This is a genomic window from Burkholderia pyrrocinia, from assembly GCF_022809715.1.
Taxonomy (GTDB): Bacteria; Pseudomonadota; Gammaproteobacteria; order Burkholderiales; family Burkholderiaceae; genus Burkholderia; species Burkholderia pyrrocinia_C.
Genome location: NZ_CP094459.1, coordinates 3,169,456 through 3,189,303, shown reverse-complemented (window position 1 = coordinate 3,189,303; position 19,848 = coordinate 3,169,456). Strand labels below are relative to the sequence as shown.

The following is a 19,848-nucleotide window of genomic DNA, read 5'->3' as shown; positions in this document are numbered from 1 at the left end:
GCGCCGCGCCGGCCGTGAATTCATCGTGACGCCTGCGACGCGTGGGTTGTCGCGCGATACGCGCGCACGGCTTCGATCATTCGCGGCCGCGGCTCGTGCGGCAGCGCGAAGCGCCGGCAGGCATGCTCGGCGGCGAACATCACGGCGACGAGCGGCAGCGACAGGTAGTTCGCGAACGTCGACCACGTGACGATCGGCGCGGTCGCGAACAGCAGCGTCGACACGGCGGCGATCGCGACGAAGAACAGCGTCCACGCGAGCGTGATCTGCCGCGTATAGCGCGCAATGGCCGGCGTGACCGCGCCGTGGCCGTGGACCATCGTCGCGAAGCGCGTGCACAGCGGCACCTCGCCTGCCGCGAGCGTGCGGCCGAACAGCAGCGCCATCGCGACGTTGAAGCTCGCGTGTTCCAGATATAGGCCCCATTCGAAGTGCTGCGCGAGCGGCGCGCGCGCGGCCCACAGTGCGGCGGCGGCCAGCAGCCACGCCGGCACGAACCATGCACGTCGCGGCGAGCGCAGCGCCGCGCCGAGCGCGAGCAGCAGCGGCGGCACGAGCGCCATCGCGAGGCCGAAGCCGTGCGCGCCGGGTGTCGCGGCAGCGTAGTGCGCGCCGGCCTGGTAGGCCGCCACGGCGCCGACCCCCGCGACGCCGCGCGCGATGGACAGCAGCCTGCTCATCGGCGGCCTCCGTGCGGGCGTGGGCTGGCGTCACCGGCGGCCGCCAGGCGGCGGCAGACGGACGGGCGAACCGGAACGGAGCGGAAGGACGGACGCGGCATGACTGGAGACATCGGGCGGATCGTGGCTGAACGCAGTGGTCGGGCCGTCAAACATCATATGAATGGCGGCCGGAACGCGGGTCGGGGCCGGTAGTCGAGTGCGCCCATTTTAGGGCCGTGGCACGGCGTGTTCGGGGCGGGCGTGTGCGGGTTTTGTAACCGATTGTATGGCACCGGACGAACGGTTTCGCGGGGTCGGTCCATTTCCATCCAAAGCGGCTCAAGCGTCTCGTGCATTCGTGTCACGAAACGGGCCGCGGCGCCGGCTCGCCAGTCTGTAACCATTCCCCGTATACGGCCCGATACCCATCGTCTAGAATCCGCGTAACTTTTACAAACGATCCCCAAATAACGCAGGCGGGGACGCCGGCAGACGCCGGAGGGACGGAGATTTGCACGCGCCGGGCGTGCACGACGGTTGCCGTTTCCGGGCGCCTCCCGCTGCCATTGGCCGCCTGCTCGCACGCATGATGAACGCACTGGAACAAGAGCTCGCCACGCTGATCATCGGCGAACTGAATCTCGAAGACGTCCCGCTCGAAACAGTGACGGTCGAAACCCCGCTGTACGGCGAAGGTTTCGGGCTCGACTCCATCGACATCCTGGAAATCGCGCTGCTGATCTCGAAGAAATACGGCTTCGAACTGCGCTCGGACAATCCGGACAACCAGAAGATCTTTGCGACGCTCGGCGCGCTGGCCGCGTACGTCGCCGCGCATCGTACGAAGTGACGGCGCAGCGCACGGGCGCGACGCGCAGGTGATGACGGTATGCGGCGGCGATCGGCAGACGATGCGCCGCCGCGTCGATCGAGGTGAAACGCGATGAACGGAGCAATTCGATGCGCTCGCTCGTGACGGGCGGCAGCGGCGCACTCGGGCAGGCGATCTGCATGGCGCTCGCGCAGGCCGGCCATGAAGTGTGGGTCCATGCGAACCGCCATCTCGCGCAGGCGGAGGCGGTCGCGCAGCAGATCGTCGCGGCCGGCGGCACCGCGCGCGCGATCGCGTTCGACGTGACCGACGCCGACGCGACGCTCGCCGCGCTGGCGCCGCTCGCCGACGAAGCGCCGGTGCAGATCCTCGTCAACAACGCCGGAATTCACGACGACGCGCCGATGGCCGGCATGTCGCGTCGGCAGTGGCACAGCGTGATCGACGTGACGCTCAACGGCTTTTTCAACGTCACGCAGCCGCTGCTGCTGCCGATGATTCGCACGCGACGCGGGCGGATCGTCAACATCGCATCGGTGGCCGGCGTGACCGGCAATCGCGGGCAGGTCAATTACGCGGCCGCGAAGGCAGGGCTGATCGGCGCGACGAAATCGCTGTCGCTGGAGCTTGCGTCGCGCGGCATTACCGTGAACGCGGTCGCGCCCGGCATCATCGAATCGCCGATGGCCGAACAGGCGTTTCCCGCCGAACGGATCAAGCAGCTCGTGCCCGCGCAGCGCGCGGGCCGGCCCGACGAAGTCGCGGCGATGGTCGCGTATCTGGTGTCCGACGCCGCCGCCTATGTGACGGGGCAGGTGATGTCCGTCAACGGCGGGCTCGCATGACGAAACGCGCGGCGTCGGCCTGACGTCGCGCAACGCGATGCCGGCCGCGTTGTCGCGCGACCTGCGCCGCATAGTGAGGAAATCGAAGTGTCCGTGCATCCAGTCGACGCCGAACGGCGCCCGTGTTCCCTGTCGTCAGCCACCGCGCCGGTCGCGCGCGGGCAGGCGGCAGGCGGGCCGGACGCATCGCGATCGGGCGCGCCGCTCGCAAACGGCGGCGACCGCGCACTGCGGCTCGTCCAGATGAGTCATGCGCGGCTCGCCGCGTTGCTGCACGATGCGCGCATGCGTGGCGATGGAATCGACCGCGTGTTTCCCGGCGCGTTGGGCGCGGTGTGCATCGGCGCGGCCGGATTGCAGGACGAATCGAACGCAGAATCGCACGTCGATGCGGCGGCACGAATGCTGGCCGATGCCGTGCCCGACCTGCCGGTTGCACCGGTGCAGATGGCGCTGCTCGGCGCCGGCGTCGCACCGGGCGATGCCGTCTGCGAAATCTGGCAATGCGATGCGCGCGACCTGCGCAGCGAACGGCGCGGTGCGCTGCACTACCGCTACAGCGAAGCGGCGGGGCTCGTGTTCGGCAGCATCGTCGTGCACGAAACGCACGAAACGCACGACGTGCAGCGCGACGGCGGCACGCCGCTCGAACGCGCGACGCACGATGCATACCGCACGCTGTTCGACGTGCTCGATACGCTCGGCATGCCGCATCCGCTGCGCATCTGGAATACCGTGCCGGCGATCAATGCCGTGCAGTTCGGGATCGAGCGCTATCGTCAGTTCAATATCGGCCGTCAGCACGCCTTCGACGCGTGCCGCCGCGCACTGACGGGCGGCGTGCCGGCCGCGTGCGCGCTCGGTTCGGTCGTGCCGGTCGCGGGCGACGCATCGCCGGCCGCGCCGCTCGCGATCCATTTCATCGCGAGCCGCACGCCCGCGGATCCGGTCGAGAACCCGCGCCAGGTCAGTGCGTATCACTATCCGGCGCAATACGGCCCGCGTGCGCCGACGTTCGCGCGTGCAGCCGCCTGGGCGAATGGCGGCACCGCGCCGGTGCTGTTCGTATCCGGCACCGCGAGCATCGTCGGGCATCGCACCGTTCATGCCGGCGACGTCGTCGCGCAAACGCGCGAGACGGTCGCGAACCTTGCGGCCGTGCTCGAGCAGGCCGCGCGGCAGGGGCATGGTCCGTTCTCGCTTGCCGACCTGAGCTATCGCGTCTACGTGCGCGATGCCGGCGATGCCGCGGCGCTTGCCGAAATCGATCGGGTGCTGCGCGATGCGGCCGGCCCCGGCGTGCGGCCGCTCTTCGTCCATGCGGATGTATGCCGCGACGACCTGCTGGTCGAGATCGAGGCGAGCGCGGGGCACGCAGTGGAGCGGCTGTCATGAAGCGGGAGAACCTCACGATCCGGCAACCGGCACCGCATACGGGCGGCGTCGACGAAGCCTGCCGCCAGTCGCCGGCAAGTCATAAACTTTTGTCAGGATCCCTGTCTTCGCAATCGGCCGTTCCCATGTCCAAGCTGCACGCCTCGTCCACCCACCTCGTCCTGATTCCGAGCTACAACCCCGGCGCCAAGGTCGACACGACCGTGCGCAATGCCCGCGCGCAGTGGAATCCGGTGTGGGTCGTCGTCGACGGCAGCACCGACGGCAGCGCCGAGCGGCTGCAGGCGATGGCCGAGCACGATCCCGGGTTGCGCGTGATCGTGCTGCCGGAGAACCGCGGCAAGGGCGCGGCAGTGCTCGCGGGGCTCGACGCGGCTGCCGCGAGCGGCTTCACGCACGTGCTGACGATGGATTCCGACGGCCAGCATCCGGCCGACCTGATTCCCGCTTTCATGGCCGCGTCGCAGGCCGCGCCCGATGCGATGGTGCTCGGTGTGCCGAAGTTCGACGCGAGCGCGCCGCAGCTGCGCGTGCAGGGGCGCCGGCTGTCGAACGCCTGGGCCGACCTCGAGACGCTGTGGGCCGGGATCGGCGATTCGCTGTACGGCTTTCGCGTGTATCCGGTCGCGCCGCTCGCCGCGATCATGCGGCGCCAGCCGTGGATGCGCGGCTTCGACTTCGATCCCGAAGCGGCCGTGCGGCTGTGCTGGGCCGGCGTGCGTCCGATCCGCATCGACGCGCCGGTGCGCTACTTCGGCCGGCACGAGGGCGGCGTGTCGCATTTCCACTACGGCCGCGACAACGCGCTGCTTGTATGGATGCACCTGCGGCTTTTCGCCGGCTTCGCGGTGCGGCTGCCGATGCTGGTCGCGCGGCGGCTGACGCGCCGCCGCGACCAGGCGGCCTGAGCGGCGCGCCCGTTTTCCTCTCGATCGTCGCTCGCTCGCGGCGATTGCTTCGGTTTTGATTGTCAATTTCGCCGAAAATCGCCGCTTCGCATCAATCCTGTGAGTAATTAAGGTGTCATCGGATGTAAACATCTGGTAATTTTCTGCCGGATTATGCAAAATCGCCGCTCCCAAATACAACTATCGAGGGATCCGGGATGCAACTCAAGAAAGCGGTGGCAGCGTGTGGCGTGGCGTTTCTGTTGAGCGCGTGTGGCGGGGTACAGAGCCTCGACGCGAACAGCCTGACGTCGGCGGGGACGAACCTGTTCAAGGCAGCGACGCTGTCGGATTCGGACATCGCCGCGCTGTCGAACGACTCGTGCAAGTCCAGCGACGCCGAATCGAAGATCGCGCCGGCGAACAGCGCGTATTCGAAGCGCCTGACGAAGGTGATGAAGGGCTTCGGCGACATGACGCTGAACGGCCAGAAGGTCAACTACAAGGTGTACGTGACCAAGGACGTCAACGCGTGGGCGATGGGCAACGGCTGCGTGCGCGTGTACAGCGGCCTGATGGACATGATGAACGACGACGAACTGCGCGGCGTGATCGGCCATGAAATGGGCCACGTTGCACTGGGTCACTCGAAGAAGGCGATGCAGACGGCGTACGCGGTGAGCGCGGCGCGCAGCGCGGCCGGTGCGGCATCGCCGGGCGTGGCAGCGCTGACGAGCTCGCAGCTCGGCGACATCACCGAGAAGTTCATCAACGCGCAGTTCTCGCAGACGCAGGAAAGCGCGGCGGACGACTACTCGTTCGACCTGATGAAGCAGAAGGGCATGAGCCAGAAGGGCCTCGTCACCGCATTCCAGAAGCTGGCGAAGCTCGATGGCGGCCAGAGCTCGATGATGAGCTCGCACCCGTCGTCGACGAGCCGTGCGCAGCACATCGAGGATCGCATCGCGAAGGGCAGCTGATCGCGCAGCCGCTCGCCGGCCGACGCCGGCGATCGGCAGGCAGAAAGAAAACCCCACGCTCTTCCGGGCGTGGGGTTTTGTTTTTGCGGGGGCGCGTGCCGCTTACGGCACCATCCCCGGCAGCACGTACGCCTGCACCAGCGTGATCAAGCCGACGATCACCGCGAACAGCAGGCTGTGCCGCACCGTGAAGCGGAACAGCGCCGACTCGTTGCCGACGAGGCCCGTCGCCGCGCATGCGACCGCGATCGACTGCGGCGAGATCATCTTCGCGGTCACGCCGCCCGTCGTGTTCGCGGCCACCGCGAGCGTCTCGGGCACGCCGAGCTGATGGGCCGTGGTCTGCTGCAGCGAGCAGAACAGGGCGTTCGACGACGTGTCCGAGCCGGTCAGGAACACGCCGAGCCAGCCGAGGAACGGCGAGAAGAACGGGAACGCGGCGCCGGTCGCGGCCAGCATCAGCGCGAGCGTCGACGACATCCCCGAGTAGTTCGCGACGAACGCGAACGCGAGCACGAGGCCGATCGACAGGATCGGGCGCGTCAGCTCCTTCAGCGTCTCGCCGAACGTGACGAGTGCGTCGCGCGGCTTCATCCGCAACAGCGCCATCGAGATCAGCGCGGTCACGAGGATCGCGCTGCCCACCGCCGACACCAGATCGATCTTCAGCACGGCGTCGAGCGCCTTCGGCGTCGCGGCGATCGGCGCGGTCTTCACGACGAGCTGGTCGAGCCCCGCCACATGGAACTTCAGCACGGTCGACGCGAGCGCGCCGTGCGCGGCGAACAGCGCCTTGAACGGCGCGATGCTCCACACGGTGACGACGGCCGTCAGGATCAGGAACGGCGACCACGCGCGCACGGTTTGCGCGAGCGTGTACGGCGACGCCTGCCGGCTCGTGCCCGTGCCGAAGCCGTTGCCGCCCGCGCCGAAACCGGCCAGCGCAGCGCCGCCGCCGGTCGCGACGATGCCGCCGGCCGGCTGCTGCGCGGTGCGCGGCTGCCATACCTTCAGGAACGCCGCGAGCGCGACGAGGCTGACGAGCGACGACGTGATGTCCGGCAGCTCGGGCCCGATGTGGTTCGACGTGAAGTATTGCGTGACCGCGAAGCTGCCGCCCGCGACGAGCGCGGCCGGCCAGGTCTGCCGCACGCCGCGCAGTCCGTCCATCATGAACACGAGCCAGAACGGCACCGCGAGCGACAGCAGCGGCAACTGGCGGCCGGCCATCGCGCCGATGTGGAACGGGTCGATGCCCGTCACCTGTCCGGCGACGATGATCGGGATGCCCATCGCGCCGAACGCGACCGGCGCGGTGTTCGCGATCAGGCACAGCCCGGCCGCGTGCAGCGGCTTGAAGCCGAGGCCGACGAGCAGCGCGGCCGTGATCGCGACGGGCGCGCCGAAGCCGGCCGCGCCTTCCAGGAACGCGCCGAACGAGAAGCCGATCAGCAGCATCTGCAGGCGCTGGTCGTCGGTGATCGACAGCACGGATGCGCGGATGACGTCGAACTGGCCGGTCTTCACGACGATCTTGTACAGGAACACGGCCGCGACGATGATCCACGCGATCGGCCACAGGCCGTACGCGAAGCCGAAGCCGGCCGCCGCGAGCGCCTGCGGCACGGGCATCCCGTACGCGAGGATCGCGACGCCGAGCGACAGCAGCAGCGTGATCGCGGCCGCGACGTGGCCCTTCATCCGCAGCGCGGCCAGCGCGACGAAAAAGAAGATGATCGGGATCGCGGCGACGAACGCCGACAGCCCGAGGCTGCCGAGCGGGGTGTAGATCTGATGCCAAACCTGCATGGTTGTCTCCTCCATCTGTGTCTGTATCTCTATGGGTACGGTCGGGAAAGCGGTGTCTTATTCGGGCTGGCCGCGTGCGCGCAGCAGGTCGGACAGGCTGCGCGGTGCCGGTTCGAGCGGCGTGCGGTGCTGCGTCCAGCCCATCTGTTTCGCGGGCGTCAGCGCGCGCAGGCGCGTCGCGGTCCAGCGGAACGCGCGATACGCGCGCGGATGCGCGAATGCGCCCGACCAGAAGCGCCACACGAGGTCTTCCGCGCGGTTGTAGTTCGCGCCCTGGCCGCGCAGCGGATGCGCGACGGGTTCGTCGGGCTTGCGGTTCGCCTCGGTGCGCAGCCGCACGAGCAGTTCCGGGATCGGGATCCGGACCGGACATACCTCGCCGCATGCGCCGCACAGCGTCGACGCGGTCGGCAGGTCGGCCGTCGCGTCGAGGCCGAGCAGGTGCGGCGAGATGATCTTGCCGATCGGCCCCGGGTAGGTCGTCCCGTACGCGTGGCCGCCGATGCGCGTATAGACGGGGCAGTGGTTCATGCATGCGCCGCAGCGGATGCACTGCAGCGTCGCGCGCAGCTGTTCGTCCGCATAGGCCTGCGTGCGGCCGTTGTCGAGCAGCACGAGATGCAGTTCGCGCGGGCCGTCGCGTTCGCCGTCGCGGCGCGGGCCCGAGATCAGGTTGAAGTAGGTCGTGATCGCCTGGCCGGTAGCCGAGCGCGTGAGCAGGCTCGACAGCGGCACGATGTGCTCGAGCTTCTCGACGACCTTCTCGATCCCCATGATCGCGATGTGCGTGTCGGGCACCGTCGTCGACAGGCGGCCGTTGCCTTCGTTCTCGACGAGCCACAGCGTGCCCGTGTCGGCCGCCGCGAAGTTCACGCCCGACAGGCCGATGTCCGCGTCGGCGAACGCGCGGCGCAGCGCGCGCCGGCCGGTCTGGATCAGCTCGTCGACGTCTTCCGTGTAGCGCGTGCCGGGGATGTGTTTCTCGAACAGTTCGGCGATGTCGCCGCGCGTCTTGTGGATCGCCGGCATCACGATATGCGATGGCTTCTCGCCCGCGAGCTGCACGATGAACTCGCCCATGTCGGACTCGATGCAGTCGACGCCGTGATCCGCGAGGTAATGGTTCAGCTCGATTTCCTCGCTCGCCATCGATTTGCCCTTGATTACGCGGCGCGCCTTCTTCGCCTGCGCGATGCCGAGCACGATCGCGTTCGCGTCGGCGGCCGTCTCGGCCCAGTGCACGTGCACGCCGGCTTCGACGAGCTTCGCCTCCAGCCGTTCGAGCAGCGCCGGCAACTGCGCGAGCGCGTGCCGGCGCACGGCTTCGCCGAGATCGCGCAACTGCTGCAGCTCGGTGTCGTCGGGGAATTGCGTCGTGCGCTTGCCCTGCAGGAAGTCCATCGCACCGCGAAAACTCCGGCGCAGCGCGGGATCGTCGAGCGCGGCGCGCGCGCGGGCCTTGAAGTCGCCGGGGGCGACGAATTGCAGCGTGTGGTCGCTCATCGCGGTTGGTCCTCGCAAGCGGTGGCGGCCGGCCGGGCGGTCGCGGCATCGGCAGCCGGATCGGTGACGATCACGACCCACAGGCGGCGCGGGCCATGCGCGCCATAAGCGAGCGTCTGCTGGATGTCGGACGTCTTCGACGGCCCCGACACCAGCACGAGGTTGGTCGGCATGCCGGCGTGCCAGCGCTCCGCGTGCACGGCTGCGTGCAGGTCCGCATGCAGCGTGTTCGCGTGAACGAGCGCGACATGCAGCGGCGGCACCAGCGACACCGTGCGCGGCGTGCCGGCATCGGGGGCGAGCACGACGGTGCCGGTTGCGGCAATGCCCGAGCGGGCGACGGTGAAGCCCGCGTCGATCGTGTCGAACAGTTCGGTCTTCCATGCGTCGATCGGCCGGTCGAACGGCACGGGCGCGATCTCATCGGGCAGCGCGCGGGCGAGCGCCGCCGATTCGGCGCGGGCCGGGTCGAGCAGCAGGCGACGCACGCCGGCGTCGGCGAGACGCGCGGCAAGCTGCGCGGGCCATTCGTCGTCGGTCGCGCACCAGGCTTCCGCGTGCGAGGCGGCGAGCGCGGCCTGCAGCGCCTGAGCGAGCGTGTGCGGATCGCGCGCGGCTGGCGCGCGGCGCGTGTCGTAATGCGTATCGATGCGCGCATCGAGCGCGGGGGCGGCCGTCGCGGCGACGCCCGGGGCGGCGCCGCGCAGGCGCGCGAGAATCGCGGCGCGCGCGCTCATTGCTTGTCTCCGCGCAGCGATGCGGCGCCGGACGTGCGCCGCCACAGGAAGCTCGCGAGATGCTCGACGGGCAGCCGCGCGCCGGCCTTGGTCGCAGCGTGGCCGATGTTCAGCAGGCAGCCGCAGTCCGCGGACACGAGCCGGTCGCAGCCGGTCGCGCAGGCCGACGCGACCTTGTCGCGCACCATCGCGCCGGAGATGTCGGGATGCTTCAGCGAGAACGTGCCGCCGAAGCCGCAGCATTCGGATTCGCGTTCGTGTTCGATCCGCGTCACGCCCGGCAGCGCGTCGACGAGCGCGACGCCGTGCACGCGCGTGCCCATCTCGCGGCGCGCCGCGCACGACGTGTGCAGCACGACGCGCTCGTCGGGCCCGGCGCTTGCCGCGGCCGCGTCGAGTTGCACGTCGAGCACATGGACGAGGAATTCTGCGAGTTCGTAGGTCCGCTCCGCGATTGCCCGCACCTTCGGGCCGTGGACGGGATCGTCGGCGAACAGCGCCGGCCAATGGTGCCGGATCATGCCCGCGCACGAGCCCGACGGCACGATCACCGGCCACGGTTCGGCGAACAGGTCGAGCTGCGCGGCCGCGACGCGGCGCGCTTCGTCGGGATTGCCGCTGCTGTAGGCCGGCTGCCCGCAGCAGCTCTGGCCGCGCGGATAGTGGACGGTCAGGCCTTCGCGCTCCAGCAGGCGGACCGCGTCGAGTCCCGCTTCGGGGACGAACAGGTCGACCAGGCAGGTCGCGAACAGATAGACGTGCGCGGGGGCGGCGGCGGGGTACTGCCTTTCGTTCATGTCTCGCTCCAGTGGCGACGGCCCGGCATGCGGATGCGGGACGACGTTTTCGCTGCATAATTCCCGCGACGGCGCCGCAGCTCAAATTGGTTGGGCCAATCGGCGCGACGGGCATTCCGAGGGGAGACGCGACGATGGCAGCGATGACGGCACGGGGCCGGACCGAAGTGGTGATGCGCAAGATCGAGACGGCGCTGCTCGACGGCACCTGGCCGGCCGGCGCGCGCCTGCCGGCCGAGCGCGTGCTCGCGCAGCAGTACGGCGTCGCGCGCAACACGGTGCGCGAGGCGACCCAGCGGCTCGTCGCGCGCGGGCTGCTGCAGAGCCGGCGCGGCGCGGGCGTCTACGTGACCGACCAGTTGCGCGCGGGCATCGCGTCGCCGTGGGGCCAGCTGGTTGCCGATCATCCGGCGCTGCGCGACGACATCCTCGAATTCCGCCGCGTGCTCGAAGGCGCGACCGCGTATTTCGCCGCGCTGCGGGCCGATGCGAACGACCGGCGCAGGATCCGCACGCTGCTGCGCGAACTCGAGACCGCGCATGCGAACGACGACGCGGTCGTCGAAGCCGCGACCGACGCGCAGCTGCACGAGGCGATCGCACGCGCATCGCACAACACGATGTTCCTGCACCTGCATACGAGCGTGATCGGGATGCTGCGCGAGCACATCTCGATCAACGTGGCGGGCATGACGACGGACGACGAGCAGGCGTCCGAGCTGCTGTTGCTGCAGCACCGCGTCGTATGCGACGCGATTTGCGCGCATCGGCCCGAAGAGGCGCGCACCGCGATGCAGACGCATATCGATTACGTGCGCAGCCATTTCGAGCGCAGCGGCGACGGCGCATGAGATTGGTCGGACCGTTTCGGTGCGCGGGCCGCCCGGCGGGCGAATCCGGGGCGATCGGACCTCGACGCCAGATACGCGGGCGTTCGCCCGCCGCCCACGCCGCCCGCTGCCGCAACGGGGCGCCGCCTGCGCCACCCGCGCGATTGACCGGTTCATCGGGCGCCCACTAGAATCGGCTGAACCGCCCGCCAGCCGCGCGCCGCGGCGAATGCGGACCGTTGTTCCGCCAGTCGAGGAAGCTTCCGTGCTCACGTCTTTCATCCGGCGCGCGCCGGCCGCGCTGTCGTGGCGCGCCGCATGCGGCCCGGCCCGTGCGCTGGCCGTCTGCGTGCTGCTGTCGCTCGTCGCCGCGTGCGCGACGCATCCGCCCGCCACCACGCTCGATCGCCCGGTTTCCCATGCATTGCCGTCCGATGCCGCGACGCCGCTGCGCGACGCGCTGGCCGCGCCCGAGGCCGCGCATCCGGGCCAGTCGGGTTTCCGGCTGCTGGCGGACGGCGCCGAGGCGCTGCAGATGCGCATCGCGCTCGCGCGCGCCGCGACGAAGACGCTCGACATGCAGTACTACATCGCGACCGAGGACACGACCGGCAAGCTGCTGCTTGCCGCGGCGCTGTACACGGCCGATCGCGGCGTGCGTGTGCGGATGCTGGTCGACGACCTGAACTTCCGCGACATCGACCGCATCATGGCCGCGCTGAACACGCACTCGAACATCGAGATCCGCGTGTTCAACCCGTTCGGCGCGTCGCAGGGCATGGTCGAGCGCACGACCAATTTCTTCACGAGTATCGACAGCTTCACGCGCCGGATGCACAACAAGGCGATGATCGCGGACAACCGGATCGCGATCGTCGGCGGCCGCAATCTCGGCGACGAATACTTCAGCGCGAGCCCGACGCTGCAGTTCCGCGATCTCGACGTGCTCGCCGCCGGCCCCGTGACGAACGACATCTCGGCGAGCTTCGACACCTACTGGGCGAGCGCGAGCAGCTATCCGCTGCGCGTGCTGAATCATCAGTCGTTCGATCCGAAGGATCTCGACGCGATGCGCGACGAGCTGCGCAACCACTGGCGCCAGAACGCCGATCCGTACAACGCGAAGCCGCTGAACGCGACACCGCTCGCGCAGCAGATCGCGCGCAACGAGCTCGCGCTCGTGTGGGCGCCGGCCGAGTTCAAGGCCGACGCGCCCGACAAGATCGCGCAGCCGGACGACGCGTACGTGAGCCCGCCGATGCGGCGCCTCGTCGAGCTGACGCGCGGCGCGCAGCAGGAATTCCTCGCGTTCTCGCCGTATTTCGTGCCGCACGACGCGGGCGTGAGGATTCTCGGCGACACGACCGCGCGCGGCGTGCGCGTCGCGATCCTGACGAATTCGCTCGCCGCGACCGACGCGGTGGCCGTGCAGGCCGGCTACGGGCCGTACCGCGTGCCGCTGCTGCGGCACGGCGTCGAGCTGTACGAGTTCAAGGCGCAGCCCGGCCGGCAGCGCCCGCGCCTGTTCGGGTCGCGCTCGCGCGCGAGCCTGCACGCGAAGGCGTACGTGATCGACCGGAAGATCCTCGTGATCGGCTCGATGAACCTCGATCCGCGTTCCGCGCACCTGAATACCGAGCTCGCACTCGTGATCCACAGTCCGGTGCTCGCGCAGCAGGTCGCGACCATCTTCGCGCGCGTGGCGCAGCCGGACGAAAGCTATCGCGTGAGCCTCGCGACGCCGGCGGGCGGCGGCGCGCCCGAACTCGAGTGGACGGGCGCGGACGACGGCCGGCCGACCACCTATCACGTCGATCCGCACGCGGGGCTGCTGCGAAACCTGATGACCGGCATCTTCACGCTGCTGCCGGTCGACGACCAGCTTTAGGGCCAGCGCAGGCCTGTCATTGGCGTGAACGGGCCCCAAGAGGACGGAAGCGCCCCGGCTAAACCCGCGTTACCGGTGCGCGGGGAAAGGTGATATGGTTGTGTGCGCAACGATCGTTGCAGCGTGACGATGCCGCCGGACGGCCCGTGCCACGCGCACCGCTCACACCTGCAACCGGAGTTCCCCCCATGCAACGTGTCACGAACCAGCCGTTCACGCGTCCCGCCCGCTTCTCCGAAGCCGAATGGCAGGCGCGCGTGCAGCTCGCGGCGGCCTACCGCATCTTCGATCATCTCGGCTGGACCGAGCTGATCTACAACCATATCTCGCTGCGTGTGCCGGGCGAGGACGGGCATTTCCTGATCAACCCGTTCGGGCTCCATTACCGCGAGGTGTGCGCGTCGAACCTCGTGAAGATCGACATCGACGGCAATGTGATCGGCCATTCCGACTGGCCGATCAATCCGGCCGGCTTCACGTTCCACAGCGCGATCCATGCGGCGCTGCCCGACGCGCACTGCGTGATGCACGTGCACACGACGCCCGCGATGGCCGTGTGCTGTTCGCGCGACGGGCTGTCGTTCTCGAACTTCTATTCGGCGCAGTTGTACGGGAAGATCGCGTATCACGACTTCGAGGGCATCACCGTGCATCTGGAGGAGGGGCGGCGCATCGTCGAGAGCGCGGGCGGGCGGCCCGTGCTGCTGCTGCGCAACCACGGACCGGTGACGATCGGCGCGACGCTCGCGCAGACGTTCTCGCTGATGTGGCTGCTCAACCGTGCGTGCGAGGTGCAGGTTGCCACGCACGCGATCGGCGGCGCGCTGCCGATCGCGCCGCCGGTGCTCGAAGCGTGCGTGCGGGATTCGCTGAATTTCGACCCGAAGCATGGCGCGGGGCAGGACGCGTTCGACGCGCTGCAGCGCATCGTCGATCGCATCGATCCCGGCTATCGCGCGTGACAGCGAAGTGCTGTTGTGCCGCGAGCGGTGGCGGACTCGCTTCGTCATGCTCGAGACGGCGCGAACCGGATCCGGCCACATACGCAAAAAAAAACGCGGCCGGGTGGCCGCGTGAATACTCGCAGACTCCTTCGGACGAAGGAAACAAGCAACTGTGAGACGAAGTGTAGCGAAAGGCTGGGCGCGGATTCAGGCGTCAGGCTGCAAAGGTCTCTTCCAGGTTGACGCAAACTGACACGATGCGTCGCGCGAGAGGGCCTGCCGTGCGCGGCGCGCCGATGGGCTGCGGCGATTCGCGGCATGGCCGTTCGGAGGGCTCCCGGATCGGCGGCGATCGACTACCATCATGTGTAGCGCTCCCGTTCGGGCGGCGTACAACGTCGTGCAAGGAGAGTCCATGCTCAAGCTGCGTTTGCTCCAGGTCGCGTTACTCGCGGGCGTGCTGGCCGCCGGCAGCGCCGCTGCCGAAACGGTGCGCCTGTCCGCCAGTCTCCAGCCGTCGAGCGAAGTGCCGCCGACGGCGACCAAGGGTTCGGGCGCCGTCGACGCCACTTACGACACGGCCAGCCGCACGCTGCAATGGATGGTGACTTACGAACACCTCACCGGCCCGGCGACGGCTGCACACTTCCACGGGCCCGCGCCGGTCGGCCAGAACGCCGGCGTGCAGGTGCCGATTCCGAAGGACGAGCTCGCGAGCCCGATCAAGGGCTCGAAGGTGCTGACCGACGCGCAGGTCATCGACCTGATGGGCGGCAAGTGGTATTTCAACGTCCATACGAAGGAGCATCCGTCCGGCGAGATCCGCGGCCAGCTGATGCCGGCGAACTGAGCGCCGGCGTTTGATATAGAGGCTCCGTTCGAGCGGCGCGGGAACGATCGCACGTACCATCGTCACACTGTGATTACGGAGTGCGTCCGATGAGTTGGCAAAGCAAGTTCGCCTGCTGGCTGCTGCGCTGGCAGTTCCGTCCCGAGACCACGCGCGAGGTGCTCGATCCCGCCCGCGCACGGCGCTTTACCGACCTGCGGATGGTCGTGCCGCGCCGCGCGCCGTCGGGCTACCGGCTGCGCCAGTGCTACGGCGCGAGCGACGCGCCGCTGCGCGGCGAATGGCTCGAACGCACCGACGCGGGCGTGGCTCGCGCGCCCGGCCGCACGCTGCTGTACTTCCACGGCGGCGGCTATTACTTCTGTTCGACGAAGACTCACCGGCCGCTCGTGTTCGGCCTGACGAAGCGCGCGGGCGTGCGCTCGTTCTCGCTCGACTACCGGCTCGCGCCCGAAAACCGCTTCCCGGCCGCGCTCGACGATGCGCTGGCCGCGTACCGGCAACTGCTGGCGCTCGGCACGCCGCCCGAGTCGATCGTGCTCGGCGGCGATTCGGCCGGCGGCGGCCTCGCGCTCGCGACGCTCGTCGCGCTGCGCGACCGCGGCGAGCCGTTGCCGGCCGGCGCGATCCTGTTCTCGCCGTGGACCGACCTGGCCGGCACGGGCGATACGATGCGCACCAACGACGGCGCCGATCCGATGTTCGCCGGCGCCGCGCTGCCGAAGGCCGCGAAGCTGTACCTCGGCGACGAACCGGCGACGAATCCGTACGCATCGCCGCTCTATGCGGATTTCGCGGGCCTGCCGCCGCTGTATATCCAGGTCGGCAGCACCGAGGTGCTGCTGGACGATTCGCGCCGTGTCGCGGAGAAGGCGAAGGCGGCCGGCGTGCCGGTCGAGATCGAGGTGTGGCCGGACATGCCGCACGTGTGGCAGCTTTACGCGCCGATGGTGCCGGAAGCGCGCGATGCGCTCGACCGCGCGGCCGCGTTCCTGCGCCGCGTCGCGGTCGAACGCGCGGTTCAGCGCGTCGGCGAGGCGTCGATCGCCTGATAGGCGGCCTGGACGGCCGCCGGGCCGTACTTGCGCTCGAGCCGGCGCACGGTGAAGTGGCCGTGCGCCATCTGCTGGAAGTGGTCGATGAACAGCGTGTTGACGGTCGCGCCGAGCACGGCGCCGATCGCCGGGATCGACTTCGCGGCCATCTGCTCGGTCACCTGCACCGAGAACCGCGATGCCACCGTCTGTACCAGCTTGAACACCGCCGCCGAGCTGTGCGCGGCGATGCCTTTCGTCGTGATGTCGGACGACGCCTTCGAGATCGCCTGCGCGAGCGCGCCGCGCAGCACGAAATAGCCGAGATCGGCGTCCTCTTCCTGCTTGTCCGGGTTGCCGCCCATGCCGAGCACGGCCAGGCATTGCAACTGTGTGTCCACCGACGCGAGATCCTCGCCCTCGCTGCGCGCGATGTCGCATACCGAGCGGAAGATCAGCGTGGTCGTCACCGGCAGCTCGACCGGCAGCGCGAGAAAGCCGAACGCACCGCCCGCCGCGCCGGTCGTCGCGACCGCGAGCTTGTGCAGCAGGTTGCTGGGTTTCTCGGGCTCGGCGTCCGGCGTCTGCGGCTTGCCGAGCGTGCGCAGCGCGATGTTCAGGCACTTGCGCAGCGCGAGCTGCGTCGCATCGTTGATCTTGCCGGTCGCGAAATCAGGCAGCCGCGCGATCATCTTCTCGACCGGCGCGCCGAGCACGCCCGTCAGCTTCATCGTCAGCGACGGGCTTTCCAGCACCTGCTTCGCGCGCCGCAGCGCGTCCCGGTCCTCCGGAGACAGCGTCGTCGCGGGCGTGATTGAAATCGGTTCCATCTTTCTCCTTGGCGGCCGGGGAGCGGTTTGACCGCCGCCGGCCTAGATTACTCCGACATGATAGAATTTTGAGATCGTTTGACTCGTCAAAAGTTGCATCAACAAAAAATGGCCGTCCATACTGCCGCCCACCATTCGAGCGGGCAAGTCCTGCCGTTCCGCGAATCGCTGCTGGCGATGATCGGGATCTCGTTCGTCACCATGCTCGTCGCGCTCGACCAGACCGTGGTCGGCACCGCGCTGCCGACCATCGTCGCCGAGTTGAGGGGCTTCGACCTGTACGCGTGGGTCGCGACTTCGTACCTGCTCAGCTCCGTGATTACCGTGCCGATCTTCGGCCGCCTCGGCGACTACTACGGCCGCAAGCCGTTCGTGATCGTGTCGATCGTCGTGTTCACCGTCGCGTCCGTGCTGTGCGGGATGGCCAACGACATGCTGACCCTCGTGCTCGCGCGCGGCCTGCAGGGGATCGGCGGCGGGATGCTGGTCGGCACTGCGTTCGCGTGCATTCCCGACCTGTTCCCCGATTCGGTCGTGCGGCTGCGCTGGCAGGTGCTGATGAGCTCGGCCTTCGGCATCGCGAACGCGGTCGGCCCGTCGCTCGGCGGCGTGCTGACCCAGTCGTTCGGCTGGCGCTCGGTGTTCTACGTGAACCTGCCGGTCGGCCTGCTGTCGCTGCTGTTCGTATGGCGCTACCTGCCGCACCTGCGCCACGTCGAGCACGATCGCAAGATGCGGCTCGACTGGCCGGGCGCGCTGCTGATCGCGCTGTCGCTCGGCGCGCTGCAACTGTTCGTCGAATGGCTGCCGAAGTACGGCGTCGCGAGCTGGGCGTCGCTGCTGCTCGTCGTCGCGGTCGCGGCCGGCATCGGCCTGTGGCACTGGGAGAAGCGCTGCGCGCAGCCGATTCTGCCGTTCGACATGTTCGGCAACCGCGCGCTGTCGGCGCTGTTCGTGCTCGCGATCCTCGCCGGCTTCTCGATGTTCTCGCTGCTGTTCTACGCGCCGCTGCTGTTCCAGGGCGGCTTCGGGATGTCGCCGAAGGAGGCCGGGCTCGTGATCACGCCGCTCGTCGTGTTCATCACGATCGGCAGCATCATGAACGGCCGCGTCGTCACGCGCATCCGCAATCCGAACGCGATGCTGCACGTCGGCTTCGTGCTGTTCGCGATCGCATGCGCGGGCATCGTCGTGTCGACCCACACGACGCCGACCTGGATGCTGATGGCGCTGATGGTCGCGGGCGGCATCGGGCTCGGCTTCGTGCTGCCGAACCTCACCGTGTTCGCGCAGCAGGCGGCCGGCCGCGAGCATCTCGGCATCGCGACGGCGCTGCTGCAGTCGCTGCGGATGGTCGGCGGGATGATCGGCACCGCGCTGACGGGCACGCTCGTCAACCAGATGTATTCGGGCGGCGTGCGCAATGCACTCGCGGCCGACCATGCGACGCAGTGGCATGCGCAGCTCGCCGATCCGCAGATCCTGATCGACCGGGCGGCGCAGGGCGGTCTGGTCGCGGAGCTGACGCGCGCCGGGCATAATGGCGCGCTGCTGCTGGAAGCGGCCCGCGAATCGCTCGTCGGCGCGATTCACCTGGGCGTCGCGATGGCGGCCGTCGTCGCCGTGGTGTCGGTGTGGCAGTGCCGCCGCGTGCCGCCGATCGCGCTGCGGCGCAAGATCGAGCCGCACGTCGCGGCCGATTAACGATTCAACGATTCACCGGAAACGAAATCAGCGCATGGAAGAACAGGACCGCGTCGCGATCTTGCAGCAATTCGGACGCACGTATCGCGCGTTCATGACCGCGTTCGAAGCGCACGTCGGGCAGCCGATGCCGCGCTGGCGCATCATGGTCGCGTTGCACACGATGGGCGGACATTCGTCGCAGAAGAAGCTCGTCGAAGTGCTGCGCATCGATCCGGGCGCGCTCACGCGCCAGTTGAAGTCGCTCGACGCGCTCGGCTGGATCGAGCGCGAATCCGACGCACGCGACAACCGCGTGACCAACGTGACGCTGACGGACGACGGCCGCGCCGCGTTCGACGCGTGCCTGCCGCGCCGCAAGGCGTTTCTCGAACAGACGGTGGCGCAGTTGCCGGACGACGTGCTGAATGCGCTGTCGGGCGCGCTGGCGATGCTGGAATCGCGGATCGCGGACGTCGGTTCGACGCCGGTCGCGCGCTGAAGCGCGGCGCGGGCAGGCGCGTACGCCGCGCCCGCGAACGATCGCGACCGGCAGGCGGGCACGAAATCTTGCCACCGGCCAGCGCTTCAATTCATCTCAATTCACTTCAGGTTCACAGCTCGATGCGCGTGCCCAGCAGCGCGAGGAACTGCGCGAGCCATGCCGGATGCGCGGGCCACGCGGGCGCGGTGACGAACGGCGCGTCGGTCACGGCCGCATCGACCGGGATGTCCGCATATTCGCCGCCCGCGAGCTTCACCTCGGGCGCGCAGGCCGGGTAGGCCGAGATGCGCTTGCCGCGGATTACGTCGGCGGCCGCGAGCAGTTGCGCGGCGTGGCAGATCGCGGCGATCGGCTTGCCGGCCGCGGCGAACTCGCGCACGAGCGAAATCACCTTCGGGTCGAGTCGCAGATATTCGGGCGCACGGCCGCCCGCGATTGCGAGCGCGTCGTAGCGCGATGCGTCGACGTCGTCGAACGCCGCGTTCAGCGTGAACTGGTGGCCGGGCTTCTCGGTGTAGGTCTGGTCGCCCTCGAAATCGTGGATCGCGGTCTTGATCTTGTCGCCCGCGCGCTTGCCCGGGCAGACTGCGTCGACGTGATGGCCGACGGCCTGCAGCGCCTGGAACGGCACCATCGTTTCGTAGTCTTCGGCGAAATCGCCGGTCAGGAACAGGATCTTCTTCGCGGCCATGGCTTTCTCCAGTGAAGCAGCGTTGAGGGCCCGTTCGCGACGCGTGCGGCAGACCGACGCAACGGCCGCGAGGGGCCCCGAGGACGAAAGCGCAGTGTACTCCGGCAGATTGAAGCGCGCGTGACGGCCGCCCCGCGCGAGCGGCG

The 19,848-nt window shown here is 69.0% G+C and carries 19 protein-coding genes; 12 read left to right on the top strand and 7 right to left on the bottom strand.

Features of this window, described 5'->3' with window-relative positions:
- Positions 1-20 precede the first annotated feature (20 nt).
- A complete protein-coding gene (locus MRS60_RS14730) occupies positions 21-680 on the bottom strand; it encodes a hypothetical protein (protein ID WP_243564909.1) in 660 nt (219 codons plus the stop codon).
- A 571-nt stretch (positions 681-1,251) separates the two neighbouring features.
- Here MRS60_RS14730 and MRS60_RS14725 point away from each other — a divergent pair.
- The 5 genes from MRS60_RS14725 to MRS60_RS14705 all read left to right on the top strand — a co-directional run bounded on the left by MRS60_RS14725 (position 1,252) and on the right by MRS60_RS14705 (position 5,601).
- Complete coding sequence (locus MRS60_RS14725) at positions 1,252-1,512, top strand: phosphopantetheine-binding protein (RefSeq protein ID WP_034179433.1); 261 nt, start codon at positions 1,252-1,254, stop codon at positions 1,510-1,512.
- A 110-nt stretch (positions 1,513-1,622) separates the two neighbouring features.
- Entirely contained in the window at positions 1,623-2,339 is a 717-nt protein-coding gene (gene fabG / locus MRS60_RS14720; protein ID WP_034179432.1) for a 3-oxoacyl-ACP reductase FabG, read from the top strand.
- An 87-nt stretch (positions 2,340-2,426) separates the two neighbouring features.
- Entirely contained in the window at positions 2,427-3,734 is a 1,308-nt protein-coding gene (locus tag MRS60_RS14715; protein ID WP_243564908.1) for an endoribonuclease L-PSP, read from the top strand.
- 125 nt (positions 3,735-3,859) lie between these two features.
- The gene (locus MRS60_RS14710) at positions 3,860-4,642 is read left to right on the top strand and encodes a glycosyltransferase family 2 protein (protein WP_034179030.1); all 783 of its coding nucleotides are present in this window, start codon (positions 3,860-3,862) and stop codon (positions 4,640-4,642) included.
- 197 nt (positions 4,643-4,839) lie between these two features.
- Positions 4,840-5,601, top strand: coding sequence for a M48 family metalloprotease (locus MRS60_RS14705; protein WP_034179029.1), 762 nt, complete (start codon positions 4,840-4,842; stop codon positions 5,599-5,601).
- Between the two features lie 102 nt (positions 5,602-5,703).
- Here the strand turns inward: MRS60_RS14705 and MRS60_RS14700 are convergent, their stop codons facing one another.
- The 4 genes from MRS60_RS14700 to MRS60_RS14685 are packed head-to-tail and all read right to left on the bottom strand — an operon-like array spanning position 5,704 to position 10,447.
- The gene (locus MRS60_RS14700; protein ID WP_243564907.1) at positions 5,704-7,410 is read right to left on the bottom strand and encodes a lactate permease LctP family transporter; all 1,707 of its coding nucleotides are present in this window, start codon (positions 7,408-7,410) and stop codon (positions 5,704-5,706) included.
- Positions 7,411-7,467: 57 nt separating this feature from the next.
- A complete protein-coding gene (locus tag MRS60_RS14695; RefSeq protein ID WP_034179028.1) occupies positions 7,468-8,913 on the bottom strand; it encodes a LutB/LldF family L-lactate oxidation iron-sulfur protein in 1,446 nt (481 codons plus the stop codon).
- Entirely contained in the window at positions 8,910-9,650 is a 741-nt protein-coding gene (locus MRS60_RS14690) for a LutC/YkgG family protein (RefSeq protein ID WP_243564906.1), read from the bottom strand. Before MRS60_RS14690 ends, MRS60_RS14695 begins: the two co-directional genes overlap by 4 nt.
- Positions 9,647-10,447 carry a (Fe-S)-binding protein gene (locus MRS60_RS14685; protein WP_217591017.1) on the bottom strand — a complete coding sequence of 267 codons (801 nt, stop codon included), beginning with the start codon at positions 10,445-10,447 and terminating at the stop codon, positions 9,647-9,649. The genes MRS60_RS14690 and MRS60_RS14685 overlap by 4 nt, the downstream gene beginning before the upstream one ends.
- Positions 10,448-10,581: 134 nt before the next feature.
- On the opposite strand from MRS60_RS14685, the gene MRS60_RS14680 reads away from it, so the two are divergent.
- From MRS60_RS14680 to MRS60_RS14660, 5 genes are all read left to right on the top strand, one after another.
- Positions 10,582-11,298, top strand: coding sequence for a FadR/GntR family transcriptional regulator (locus MRS60_RS14680; RefSeq protein ID WP_105391387.1), 717 nt, complete (start codon positions 10,582-10,584; stop codon positions 11,296-11,298).
- Positions 11,299-11,542: 244 nt separating this feature from the next.
- Complete coding sequence (locus tag MRS60_RS14675) at positions 11,543-13,165, top strand: phospholipase D family protein (protein ID WP_243564905.1); 1,623 nt, start codon at positions 11,543-11,545, stop codon at positions 13,163-13,165.
- Positions 13,166-13,353: 188 nt separating this feature from the next.
- A complete protein-coding gene (locus MRS60_RS14670; RefSeq protein WP_175750287.1) occupies positions 13,354-14,127 on the top strand; it encodes a class II aldolase/adducin family protein in 774 nt (257 codons plus the stop codon).
- Positions 14,128-14,524: 397 nt separating this feature from the next.
- Entirely contained in the window at positions 14,525-14,959 is a 435-nt protein-coding gene (locus MRS60_RS14665) for a CHRD domain-containing protein (protein ID WP_034179022.1), read from the top strand.
- 89 nt (positions 14,960-15,048) lie between these two features.
- Positions 15,049-16,011 (top strand): alpha/beta hydrolase, encoded by a 963-nt coding sequence (locus MRS60_RS14660; protein WP_034179021.1) that lies wholly within the window; start codon positions 15,049-15,051, stop codon positions 16,009-16,011.
- On the opposite strand, the gene MRS60_RS14655 is transcribed toward MRS60_RS14660, so the two are convergent.
- The gene (locus MRS60_RS14655; protein ID WP_034179020.1) at positions 15,981-16,823 is read right to left on the bottom strand and encodes an EcsC family protein; all 843 of its coding nucleotides are present in this window, start codon (positions 16,821-16,823) and stop codon (positions 15,981-15,983) included. The two genes, MRS60_RS14660 and MRS60_RS14655, sit on opposite strands and share 31 nt — an antisense overlap.
- Positions 16,824-16,931: 108 nt before the next feature.
- On the opposite strand from MRS60_RS14655, the gene MRS60_RS14650 reads away from it, so the two are divergent.
- Positions 16,932-18,527 carry an MDR family MFS transporter gene (locus MRS60_RS14650; protein ID WP_034179019.1) on the top strand — a complete coding sequence of 532 codons (1,596 nt, stop codon included), beginning with the start codon at positions 16,932-16,934 and terminating at the stop codon, positions 18,525-18,527.
- A 34-nt stretch (positions 18,528-18,561) separates the two neighbouring features.
- Positions 18,562-19,008, top strand: coding sequence for a MarR family winged helix-turn-helix transcriptional regulator (locus MRS60_RS14645; RefSeq protein WP_034179018.1), 447 nt, complete (start codon positions 18,562-18,564; stop codon positions 19,006-19,008).
- Positions 19,009-19,120: 112 nt separating this feature from the next.
- Here MRS60_RS14645 and MRS60_RS14640 read toward each other — a convergent pair whose 3' ends face one another.
- The gene (locus tag MRS60_RS14640; protein WP_034179017.1) at positions 19,121-19,702 is read right to left on the bottom strand and encodes a DJ-1/PfpI family protein; all 582 of its coding nucleotides are present in this window, start codon (positions 19,700-19,702) and stop codon (positions 19,121-19,123) included.
- Positions 19,703-19,848 lie beyond the last annotated feature (146 nt).

What these genes read in the sequence shown, in the direction of transcription:
- MRS60_RS14730 (WP_243564909.1), bottom strand. Translation starts at nt 680, where the DNA reads ATGAGCAGGCTGCTGTCCATCGCGCGCGGCGTCGCGGGGGTCGGCGCC.
- MRS60_RS14725 (WP_034179433.1), top strand. Translation starts at nt 1,252, where the DNA reads ATGAACGCACTGGAACAAGAGCTCGCCACGCTGATCATCGGCGAACTG.
- fabG (WP_034179432.1), top strand. Translation starts at nt 1,623, where the DNA reads ATGCGCTCGCTCGTGACGGGCGGCAGCGGCGCACTCGGGCAGGCGATC.
- MRS60_RS14710 (WP_034179030.1), top strand. Translation starts at nt 3,860, where the DNA reads ATGTCCAAGCTGCACGCCTCGTCCACCCACCTCGTCCTGATTCCGAGC.
- MRS60_RS14705 (WP_034179029.1), top strand. Translation starts at nt 4,840, where the DNA reads ATGCAACTCAAGAAAGCGGTGGCAGCGTGTGGCGTGGCGTTTCTGTTG.
- MRS60_RS14700 (WP_243564907.1), bottom strand. Translation starts at nt 7,410, where the DNA reads ATGCAGGTTTGGCATCAGATCTACACCCCGCTCGGCAGCCTCGGGCTG.
- MRS60_RS14695 (WP_034179028.1), bottom strand. Translation starts at nt 8,913, where the DNA reads ATGAGCGACCACACGCTGCAATTCGTCGCCCCCGGCGACTTCAAGGCC.
- MRS60_RS14690 (WP_243564906.1), bottom strand. Translation starts at nt 9,650, where the DNA reads ATGAGCGCGCGCGCCGCGATTCTCGCGCGCCTGCGCGGCGCCGCCCCG.
- MRS60_RS14685 (WP_217591017.1), bottom strand. Translation starts at nt 10,447, where the DNA reads ATGAACGAAAGGCAGTACCCCGCCGCCGCCCCCGCGCACGTCTATCTG.
- MRS60_RS14680 (WP_105391387.1), top strand. Translation starts at nt 10,582, where the DNA reads ATGGCAGCGATGACGGCACGGGGCCGGACCGAAGTGGTGATGCGCAAG.
- MRS60_RS14670 (WP_175750287.1), top strand. Translation starts at nt 13,354, where the DNA reads ATGCAACGTGTCACGAACCAGCCGTTCACGCGTCCCGCCCGCTTCTCC.
- MRS60_RS14665 (WP_034179022.1), top strand. Translation starts at nt 14,525, where the DNA reads ATGCTCAAGCTGCGTTTGCTCCAGGTCGCGTTACTCGCGGGCGTGCTG.
- MRS60_RS14660 (WP_034179021.1), top strand. Translation starts at nt 15,049, where the DNA reads ATGAGTTGGCAAAGCAAGTTCGCCTGCTGGCTGCTGCGCTGGCAGTTC.
- MRS60_RS14655 (WP_034179020.1), bottom strand. Translation starts at nt 16,823, where the DNA reads ATGGAACCGATTTCAATCACGCCCGCGACGACGCTGTCTCCGGAGGAC.
- MRS60_RS14650 (WP_034179019.1), top strand. Translation starts at nt 16,932, where the DNA reads ATGGCCGTCCATACTGCCGCCCACCATTCGAGCGGGCAAGTCCTGCCG.
- MRS60_RS14645 (WP_034179018.1), top strand. Translation starts at nt 18,562, where the DNA reads ATGGAAGAACAGGACCGCGTCGCGATCTTGCAGCAATTCGGACGCACG.
- MRS60_RS14640 (WP_034179017.1), bottom strand. Translation starts at nt 19,702, where the DNA reads ATGGCCGCGAAGAAGATCCTGTTCCTGACCGGCGATTTCGCCGAAGAC.